Source organism: Roseburia sp. AF12-17LB (genome assembly GCF_003479605.1).
Taxonomy (GTDB): domain Bacteria; phylum Bacillota; class Clostridia; order Lachnospirales; family Lachnospiraceae; genus Roseburia_C; species Roseburia_C amylophila.
This window is the reverse complement of the sequence record NZ_QUHR01000021.1, coordinates 1-8,254: the sequence shown is the minus strand read 5'-3', so window position 1 is coordinate 8,254 and position 8,254 is coordinate 1. Positions and strand designations below refer to the sequence as shown.

At 38.1% G+C, this 8,254-nt stretch carries 11 protein-coding genes; 1 reads left to right on the top strand and 10 read right to left on the bottom strand.

Annotated elements, in window-relative coordinates; translation table 11 throughout:
• Positions 1 to 24: 24 nt before the first annotated feature.
• Genes DWV68_RS13990 through DWV68_RS13980 form a run of 3 tightly spaced genes read right to left on the bottom strand, consistent with a single transcriptional unit; the run spans position 25 to position 1,320 of the window.
• Entirely contained in the window at positions 25 to 600 is a 576-nt protein-coding gene (locus DWV68_RS13990; protein WP_118087657.1) for a hypothetical protein, read from the bottom strand.
• The gene (locus DWV68_RS13985; RefSeq protein WP_117699332.1) at positions 587 to 931 is read right to left on the bottom strand and encodes a DUF6572 domain-containing protein; all 345 of its coding nucleotides are present in this window, start codon (positions 929 to 931) and stop codon (positions 587 to 589) included. The genes DWV68_RS13990 and DWV68_RS13985 overlap by 14 nt, the downstream gene beginning before the upstream one ends.
• A gap of 8 nt (positions 932 to 939) precedes the next feature.
• Entirely contained in the window at positions 940 to 1,320 is a 381-nt protein-coding gene (locus DWV68_RS13980; protein ID WP_147340223.1) for a hypothetical protein, read from the bottom strand.
• Positions 1,321 to 1,579: 259 nt separating this feature from the next.
• On the opposite strand from DWV68_RS13980, the gene DWV68_RS13975 reads away from it, so the two are divergent.
• Complete coding sequence (locus DWV68_RS13975) at positions 1,580 to 2,758, top strand: IS110 family transposase (RefSeq protein ID WP_118666099.1); 1,179 nt, start codon at positions 1,580 to 1,582, stop codon at positions 2,756 to 2,758.
• A 15-nt stretch (positions 2,759 to 2,773) separates the two neighbouring features.
• On the opposite strand, the gene DWV68_RS13970 is transcribed toward DWV68_RS13975, so the two are convergent.
• The 7 genes from DWV68_RS13970 to DWV68_RS14835 all read right to left on the bottom strand — a co-directional run bounded on the left by DWV68_RS13970 (position 2,774) and on the right by DWV68_RS14835 (position 8,119).
• Positions 2,774 to 3,151, bottom strand: coding sequence for a hypothetical protein (locus DWV68_RS13970; RefSeq protein ID WP_012741738.1), 378 nt, complete (start codon positions 3,149 to 3,151; stop codon positions 2,774 to 2,776).
• A 2-nt stretch (positions 3,152 to 3,153) separates the two neighbouring features.
• A complete protein-coding gene (locus tag DWV68_RS13965) occupies positions 3,154 to 4,269 on the bottom strand; it encodes an EndoU domain-containing protein (RefSeq protein ID WP_197420878.1) in 1,116 nt (371 codons plus the stop codon).
• Positions 4,270 to 4,317: 48 nt separating this feature from the next.
• Positions 4,318 to 4,569: a hypothetical protein gene (locus DWV68_RS13960; RefSeq protein WP_118088425.1), complete on the bottom strand. Its 252-nt coding sequence runs from the start codon at positions 4,567 to 4,569 to the stop codon at positions 4,318 to 4,320.
• A 2-nt stretch (positions 4,570 to 4,571) separates the two neighbouring features.
• Complete coding sequence (locus DWV68_RS13955) at positions 4,572 to 6,521, bottom strand: T7SS effector LXG polymorphic toxin (protein WP_279222416.1); 1,950 nt, start codon at positions 6,519 to 6,521, stop codon at positions 4,572 to 4,574.
• A 98-nt stretch (positions 6,522 to 6,619) separates the two neighbouring features.
• Positions 6,620 to 6,892 carry a hypothetical protein gene (locus tag DWV68_RS13950; protein WP_117699355.1) on the bottom strand — a complete coding sequence of 91 codons (273 nt, stop codon included), beginning with the start codon at positions 6,890 to 6,892 and terminating at the stop codon, positions 6,620 to 6,622.
• Between the two features lie 95 nt (positions 6,893 to 6,987).
• A complete protein-coding gene (locus DWV68_RS13945; RefSeq protein WP_118544595.1) occupies positions 6,988 to 7,401 on the bottom strand; it encodes a hypothetical protein in 414 nt (137 codons plus the stop codon).
• Between the two features lie 13 nt (positions 7,402 to 7,414).
• Positions 7,415 to 8,119: a hypothetical protein gene (locus tag DWV68_RS14835; protein ID WP_243089589.1), complete on the bottom strand. Its 705-nt coding sequence runs from the start codon at positions 8,117 to 8,119 to the stop codon at positions 7,415 to 7,417.
• Positions 8,120 to 8,254 lie beyond the last annotated feature (135 nt).

The window sequence follows — 8,254 nt, the reverse complement described above, 5'->3', positions numbered from 1 at the left end:
TAGAGATGTAATTAGATATACTTATTAAAGCATCAATATCCAATCAAAAAAAGCTTTCCCTCCATTCTCATAATTCCCTCTATTACCATTATTAATTGATTCTTGTGCTATTTTTTTAGCCTCCTCAATGTTATTCATATTAATGTAGGCTAAACACTTTAGTACTTCCTTATCCATACCATCTTCATAATCAATAATATACTCATCAATATCATACTTTTCCATAAAATTATGACTACACTCATCTACTAATCCCAAAAGGTATTCCGCTTGCTCATCATATTTATCTGTAAGGTCTACTTCCCCTTTTTTTAATAAAATCGAAGGAGCCTTAAAAGCACCACTTGCCCTTAATGAATTACTCTTTTTGCTATTAGTTGGCATTTGCATAACCTTCCAAAAAATGTCATCATAGTTATAATTTTTAATATAGATTCTATAAACTAATTTCTGCGAATTTACAACAAGAAAATCACAATGAATAAATGTATCATCCTTTACACTATAAATGGTATTTGTTTTTGTTTTATATCCTCTTCTATCTGAAGATATATATATTGCTTTAATTAATTGCTTTTGTTGGTTTTTATCTAGCTTCATCTGCTCCCTCCTGTGAAACACAATATTGTATCTTTACACCAAGTTCGGCAACTTGATTTTGAACTGACTGTAAAAACTTTTCTGCATTAGCGGTTAAACTATATAAGAAATGAATTTCTATAATTCCATATGTTATATTTTCTCCTTTGTAGATATCTTCATACTGCTTCTGTTCAAGAAAGGTGATATATACATTAATCTTTTCTTGCAACATTACTAAATGCTGATATTCATCTCTCCAGTCCATATGGTCAGCTATCAGTAAAATTATTCCTTTATTATCATCCGTTAACGCTATGCCATCTACCGTTTTATTATCAACTATCGACATAATACCTCCTACTCTGGTCGAATTATTGTTACTTTTGTACCTGGCGGAATCTGGTATCCTCCAGAGAATATACCTTTTCCTTTTCCAACAACAGTTGCTCCACTTTCAAAAATCTCAGGAAATGCAATTTTTTGATTACTTGTTAGCGGTGCTGTCAATGATGATTTATATTCATTTATTACAACATTTCCATTTGCATCTAATCCAATTGCGTCAACTCTTGTTTTAACACCAGAAGATGTTTTTACAGTAATCTGTTCAACTGCATTATTATTTTGAGAACTAAATTTTGCAAATTCTTGTTGTTCAAAAGCTCTTCCATTTGTCCTATTCTGAACTAATACATCAGCCTTACTACCACTCTGGTATGCTAAACACATAGGAATCAAAGCAGTCTTTTTCTATCTATTGCTTTTATTTCATTCCTATACCACAATTATCCTGTAATAGATAGAGGTGTGCGTCACCACTCTTGAAGCACTTGTGACTTCGTTCATTGAGACTGCTCCCTCTGCTTTGCAGGATTTTGCGTATTAGCTGGATGTTGGCAGCATATGTGCTGTACTTCGTATATCTAACCAGATTGTAACCCGCATTGAAGTGAGGATTCTACCTGTTACATACCATTTACACAAAAGGAGTTTTCTTATGTACATTATCGGAATTGATATTGGCAAAAATCATCACGAAGCTTCCATTGTTTCTCCTGAAGGGAAACAAATCGGACATTCGCTTCGTTTTGCAACTACACACAAAGGTGCTGATTCTCTTATGAGTTTTATCTTCAATAATATCGGCAATTCCTCTTGTATCTTCGGCATGGAAGCCACTGGGCATTACTGGTATCCGATTTATTCATTCCTCAAAGCCAGAGGATATACCATCTATGTAATCAATCCCATCCAGTCTGATTCCCTCAGAAAGATGTATATCTGGCAGACAAAAAACGATTCCATAGATTCTTTTCTGATTGCAGAAGTGATACGATTCGGTCAGTTTACCACCACTTCTATGGCAGACGAAAGCATTCTTGCTATGCGGCAGTTATGCCGTTACCGTGATTCTGTGATTTCTTCCAGAACCGAAATAAAACTCCGCATCAGCACGATTATGGAGCAGATCTTCCCAGAGTATGAAAAACAGTTTTCTTCTCTTTGGCTGAGCACATCCATGGGCATTCTTGAAAAATACCTCACCCCTGAGAACATTGAGAATGCACCAATAGATGAGCTCTTTGAAATCATAAAAGATAAGAGCCACAATAAGCTTACCATGAAAAAAGCGATTTCTATCCGAGAAGCTGCATCTGATACCTTTGGTATTAAGATAGCACAGGATGCTTTCTCTTTCCAGTTAAAACAGCTCATTGATCGGATGAATTTTCTTGATAAGCAGATTGAAGCTCTTGACTGCCAGATTCTTGAGTACTACGAGAAGTTTGATTGTTATCTTCATACCATTCCCGGGATAGGCATGATTGCTGCTGCAACCATTCTTGCTGAAATCGGTGATATAAACAGATTTAAGAGTTCATCTGCCTTAGTTGCCTTTGCAGGTATTGATCCAACTGTACGACAATCCGGTGAATTTAGCAGCACTCATAATCACATGTCCAAACGGGGGTCACCTTACCTGAGACATGCAATCTTCCTTGCTGCAACCACCTGTTCTTTTCACAACAGTCCTTTAAATGCCTATTACAAAAAGAAGCGTGAACAGGGCAAACACCATCTTACTGCCACCGGTGCAGTGGCAAGAAAGCTTACCACCATAATCTACGCCGTATTTCGGGATGGTAAGCCTTATGAACCTAAGAAATTCTGTTAATATATGGTAGTGAGACTACGAATTAAGCCTGCCGGTGGGTGGCTTAGTTGTGATGCTCATTTTAAATTTTTGAACTTTATCACACCACTCATCAATTAATTGACGAAGTTCTTTTGTATCAACTTCACACCAATTCCCCATAGCATCCTCTGCCAGATTATCATATACTTTAGTCGTTTTAGGACTTATTTCCGCACAACATACATTTCCATTTACTTCTTCATATTCACTTTTCCCTGACAGTACTCTATCAAAACCTGATTTAATCCATTTTTCAAAGGGCAATACATCGCATGACATAAAAGTTGTCAACAACTGATATTTCTCATCAAATATGATACTTATATCCTCAATACCATTTTTTAATTTATATTCTTCTATTCTGTATTTCATTTCTATTCCTCCGGAAATGCTGAAATAATTTTACCACTTTGATCCAAAAACATATCTATTTTCATACCATTATTAGCTACTCCCTGATATGTATTTCTTGTACCAAGCTTTAATTCACAATTACTATATGCCTCATTAATTGCATCAACCACTTGTTGTGGGCTCAGATTCTTTGAATAAAATGTCGAAAATCCTCCATTTGCAGTCTTCGGTATGCCATTCACTTCAACTTTTGCTTTATATATTCCAAAGTTATTAGTAGATGATTCCGTCCCTGGTATTACATTACCAGAGGTGCCTTCTATTCCTTCATAATGATATCCAACTGCTTTACCTCTTGCATTTACCTGCCCTTCAAATATATGTTCAATAGCTGAGTCTGTAAAATTTTCTGTATTTTTTAATGAATTAAGTGTTGACTTCCCATAGCTGGTCTCTCCAACATTCCCCAGCTGCTGTTTTCTAAGTTCCAACAGTTCCTCCGGGTTTACTTTCTTTAATGCAAGTGCTTCGTCTACCTTTCCGATTCCTCTTATTTCTGCCTCTGTGAGCCCTTCCTTGCTTCCATTCTCAAGAAAATCAAGATATTTCTGGGCATCTTCCTTTGACATTCCTTCTGCAAAAGAACTGTGTAATCCACTTACATTTGCCATGGAATCTAGCTCACTGAGCGTTCCATATGTTGCTATTCCGGTTAGTGAACCAACTACAAAGCCTGCCAGTGGACTGTTGGTTGCTTCTGTCATGCTCTTTTCCACATAGCTGCTGGCTGCCACCGTCAGTCCCTGCTTTGCATACTCTGTTACTACGGCCCTTCCTATGGATGTCCCTGCACTTACTGCTGCATTTGCTGCCATTCCTCCTGTCAGTATCAATGAAGCAGCAATTGTCAAAACATTTCCTATTAAATAATAGAGTTCCGGATTACTGGCAAATACTGTATCACGGATTGGATTAACCGATACCATTCTTGGGTCTCCTGTTACTCCTGCATAAACATCCTGACCACCTTCTACTGTATTTGAAAAGCCATATGCTGCTGTTCCTGCGCCAATTGCCATTACTCCTACTGTAGCCACTAAAGGAAGTGCCATACCACAGGTTGCTACGACAAGCATTCCTCCCAGAATCATGGTTCCGACAAACAGATTTTGAAAAGGCCTTATTTAATTTATTAATTTACACTGAAATTTTACTTTTTTATATAATTTCTCCAATGCCTCTTCCTCATTCTTAAACGTCCATTCTGCCCTCATTCCTCTTTCATTATTTTGATAAACCTTCCATAATTTTTCATTATTATCAAAACCATATCCTATAACAAAATCTGCCTCTGTAATTTGATTTAATACTATTTTCCACATGCCTATGCCATCTTTAAATGATAGTATACTAGAAATTAATTTGTTTTTATCCACACTTAATTCTCCTTTAATATTCCTATTTTTTCTAATACATCTCCACCAAAAGGGGTAACAATTTGTCCCGCTCCACCAGTCATATCTCCCCATTCTGCTGCTTGGCCTTTTATACCATAGGTTGCATCTACACTATCTCCCAATTCCTTATTGGCTTTTGATATAAACGAATCATAACTATCACATAGTTCTTCAAAATCATCCAAATCCCACCTAGATATCCCTTCATTATGAAGCAACGCATTAAATGTATCTATATCTCTATTTTTTATTGCATCAATTTTATCAAAATACGTTACATTATTAAAAGTTCCTGTATGATAAGCTGCTTCATTTTCTACATAAGGAATTGCTCTTTCACTATATGTGTATTTACCCGTTGATGGAACGTCTGCGAAATTAGAACCACCCATATATCCATATCTATCCCAAGAATCAGCCAAACCATCTGTTCTGGTAATAGGTTTGATTGTGCTTTCATCAAAGCCTAATTTAGGCGGCCAATCATATATTACATTTCCCTTCACATCAAAACCCTTTACATATTGAATATCACTTGGCACATTTATATCAGCTTTGTAATTTGAGTTTTTAAACAGTTTTTGTAATTCCTTTATCTTTTGTGCATCAGTCAAATCACTTCTCGTACCAATATCGCTTACTGCTTTACTAAAATCGGCATAAGAATTTATACTACTCTCTCCAACATTTCCCAACTGCTGCGGTCTTTTTACGTTATTTACTACTTCCAGCTCTGCCTCACTGAGCGTTCCATATGTTGCCATTCCGGTTAGTGAACCAACTACAAAACCTGCCAGTGGACTGTTGGTTGCTTCTGTCATTCTCTTGTCCACATAGCTGCTCGCTGCCATTGTCAGTCCCTGCTTTGCATACTCTGTTACTACTGCCCTTCCTATGGATGTTCCTGCACTTACTGCTGCATTTGCTGCCATTCCTCCGGTTAATAACAGGGATGCTGAGATTGTCAATGTATTTCCTATTAAGTAATAAAGGTCTGGGTTGCTGGCAAATAGTGTATCGCGGATTGGATTAACCGATACCATTCTTGGGTCTCCTGTTACTCCTGCATAAACATCCTGACTACCTTCTATAGCATTCGCACAACCATATGCAGTTGTGCCTAATCCAATTGCTACAACTCCAACGGTAGTCACCAGTGGAAGTGCCATACCACAGGTTGCTACGACAAGCATTCCTCCCAGAATCATGGTTCCGACTCCGGCAATCGTCTTCACAATGCCTTCTTCTGTTCTCAGCCGGATGGATTGCTGCCACTGCTGTTGCTGCAGTTCATAGAACTCCTCACAGGAGTTTACCCTGTCCTTCACCTGTTCGAGATATGTACTTAACATTCCATCCATCATCTGTGCCAGTTGGAAGGACTCTGTTGCATTCACAACCGATGCATCATATGCACTGATTGTAGCACTACTGCCACCTAACTGTCCACCAATAATACTGCGAAGATAGCCTGCCATCATATCGATGGGATACATATCTGCATGGCTGTGCGCCTCTTCATATTCCCCTATCTGTGTGCGGACATTCTGCACTCCGGCAAGTGCATTATCAAAGCAGTTTTCCATACAGGTTGTAGAAAATCTGCCCACATCAAGATAAGCAGACAGTTCCCTCTCAATATCCGCCACTTCCTCTGCTACCGCATCAAAGTCTGACCTGGCCCCCTGAATATTTTCCTCCAATCCCTCCATGGAATTCTGGGACATCTCTGCCATCTGGTCAGAATCAATGTTATAATACCAGTCTGTATAGAGTATAAAGCTGCTCCGGTAGGTTTCTATCGTATCTTTTATCATATTTGCAAGATTCATATGATAATCCCACATATAGCTTCTCACATGCTCTGCTGCCCCTCCGTGCATCTCCGGCATGGTAGCAATCTCTACAATACTGCTTCTTACCGCATCTATCTACTCTATCCACCGGTCAAGCTGTGCCTGGATTAATTCACGGATGCTGGTAATCTCCTCGTACTTTACCTGAAATCCCATAACTTTCTCCTCTCCCCCTATTTTGTCTTTATCATTTTCATCAAAGAAGCTTCTGCATCAACCAATTCATCACGCAGTGTGAGAAGCTTCCCGGCATCCTGCGTCAGAAGGCTCTGATAATAACTCATCAGACCAATTAACTGTGAAAAGTCCGCCCTGTACGCTGTCATGGCATCCATTGATACATTTAAATCCGGAACTGTAAGCTGCTTTCCTTCTACCTCACCGGATACCGTCGAAAAAGACTGTACCTTTGATGTATAAACATTGGTATCTAATTTTATCAGCATGATGACATTCGCTTCGTGAGCAGATAGGTGATACAGTTACTTTTTCGAACAAAGGATTTAAGGAATTGGAAGTCCTAAAGTATAACCCTAATAAATTATACCAGGGAAACTTTGACTCCTTCATCCTCTGATATTAATGATACTAATGATTGTCCAAATCTTTCAATCTGTCCCAACTCACAGCTAACATAAAAGCAACATCTATGGGCACGTCTGTCATTATCCGCAATTTCTATATCTACTTCAATTTTTACATGTCCATGATTATCACTGGGTAAAATATTTAATGAAAAAGCAGGTGTATAGTTTCCAATCTTATTTCCAAATTCCAAATAACATACCTCATTAGAATTTTTGATATAATTATTTATTTTATCTGCAGCATTTTCTAATAAAACATCCTCAACATAACAATTCTGAAATACATTAATGTATTCTGAGCTTGCCATCACTTTCAATTCTATAATATTAGAATCTTTCCATATTCTTTCAAAAATAATATTATCCATAAAATTCCTCTCTTTACTTAAATTTAAAATCATCGAATGTGCCTGTCACTTTATTATATACATAATGGATTGTAATTTTATTTCCATCAGCTGTCTTTACAACAGATTGCATTTTGACCCAACCATCTGATGATTTCCACCTCGTATCATTTAATTTAATCGGAAGTTCAGTAGCACCTTCCAAAGGATCAGACCGTACTTGATGCATAGCCATTTGTTCTTCTAAATTATTAGGAATTGTTCTTCCTGTACTACCTCTTCCTTCTACTTTCACAGGATTCCCAACTCCAGTATTAGAAGTACTACCACTCACTCCCACATTCCCCAGTTGCTGTTTTCTAAGTTCCAACAGCTCCTCCGGGTTTACTTTCTTTAATGCAAGTGCTTCGTCTACCTTTCCGATTCCTCTTATTTCTGCCTCTGTGAGCCCTTCCTTGCTTCCATTCTCAAGAAAATCAAGATATTTCTGGGCATCTTCCTTTGACATTCCTTCTGCAAAAGAACTGTGTAATCCACTTACATTTGCCATGGAATCTAGCTCACTGAGCGTTCCATATGTTGCTATTCCGGTTAGTGAACCAACTACAAAGCCTGCCAGTGGACTGTTGGTTGCTTCTGTCATGCTCTTTTCCACATAGCTGCTGGCTGCCATTGTCAGTCCCTGCTTGACATACTCTGTCACTACTGCCCTGCTTACGGATGTTCCTGTGCTTATCACTGCTTCTCCGATACTGCCATTCCTCCTGTCAGTATCAGAGAAGCAGCGATTGTCAATACATTTCCTATTAAATAATAGAGAGCCGGATTACTGGCAAATACTGTATCACGGATTGGATTAACCGATACCAGCCTT